Here is a 971-nt window from a genome sequence, read left to right as displayed (position 1 = left end):
TCCTCGGACCACCTCACGGCCGAGCTGTTCTGGGCCCAGACCGGCACCGAGGCCGTGCACGTGCCCTACAAGGGCGGCGCCCCGGCCATCACCGACCTGCTCGGCGCGGTGGTGGACGCCTCGTTCCAGAACATCAACGCCGTGCAGCAGCACATCGCCGCGGGCAAGCTGCGCGCGCTGGCGGTCACGGGCAGCAAGCGCGCCGCGCTGCTGCCGCAGGTGCCCACGCTGGACGAGTCCGGCGTCAAGGGCGTGGACGTGTACTCCTGGCAGGCCGTGGCCGCGCCCAAGGGGCTGCCCGCCGACGTCAAGGCCAAGCTCGCCACGAACATCGCCGCGGTGCTCAATGAGCCGGCGGTGAAGTCCAAGCTGGTCGAGCAGGGCTTCGAGATCGTCGCCAACTCGCCCGAGCAGTTCGCCAGGTTCCAGGCCACCGAGTTCGCGCGCTGGAAGGGCGTGATCGAGAGCCGGAAGATCACCGCGGACTGAGCCCCGCCGTTGCCCGCGGCCCTTGCCGGCCCCTGCGGCCTTCCCCCGGCCGGCTTCAGCCCTCGCCCGCGCACGGCGGGGAGGGCGCTCCAACCCCATTTCCCCGCCATGCCCAGCACCACCCCCACCGTCGTCTCCCTGCGCGCCATTCCCGTTGCCGGGCGCGACAGCATGCTGCTCAACCTCAGCGGCGCGCACGCCCCGTACTTCACGCGCAACCTGGTCGTCATCACCGACAGCGCCGGGCGCACCGGCGTGGGCGAGGTGCCCGGCGGCGAGGCCATCCGCCAGACGCTGGAGGACGCCGGACAGATCGTCGTGGGCCGCAAGGTCGGCGACTGGCAGGCGGTGCTGACCGAGATCCGCACCAAGTTCGCCGACCGCGACGCCGGCGGGCGCGGGCTGCAGACCTTCGACCTGCGCACCACCATCCACGCCGTCACGGCCGTGGAGTCGGCGCTGCTGGACCTGCTGGGCCAGGA

At 72.5% G+C, this 971-nt stretch carries 1 protein-coding gene and 1 pseudogene; both read left to right on the top strand.

Annotation, left to right across the window (positions count from 1 at the left end; translation table 11 throughout):
- A partial coding sequence (locus tag FJ694_RS36525) for a Bug family tripartite tricarboxylate transporter substrate binding protein (RefSeq protein WP_198321198.1) occupies nucleotides 1-489 on the top strand: 489 nt, incomplete at its 5' end.
- A 108-nt stretch (nucleotides 490-597) separates the two neighbouring features.
- Nucleotides 598-971, top strand: a pseudogene (gudD, locus tag FJ694_RS36520) (glucarate dehydratase); the annotation flags it as partial.

Source organism: Azohydromonas aeria, assembly GCF_009760915.1.
In the GTDB taxonomy this organism is placed as follows: Bacteria; Pseudomonadota; Gammaproteobacteria; order Burkholderiales; family Burkholderiaceae_C; genus Azohydromonas; species Azohydromonas aeria.
Note: the sequence above shows the minus strand (reverse complement) of the source record. Positions and strands in the feature narration are given on the sequence as shown.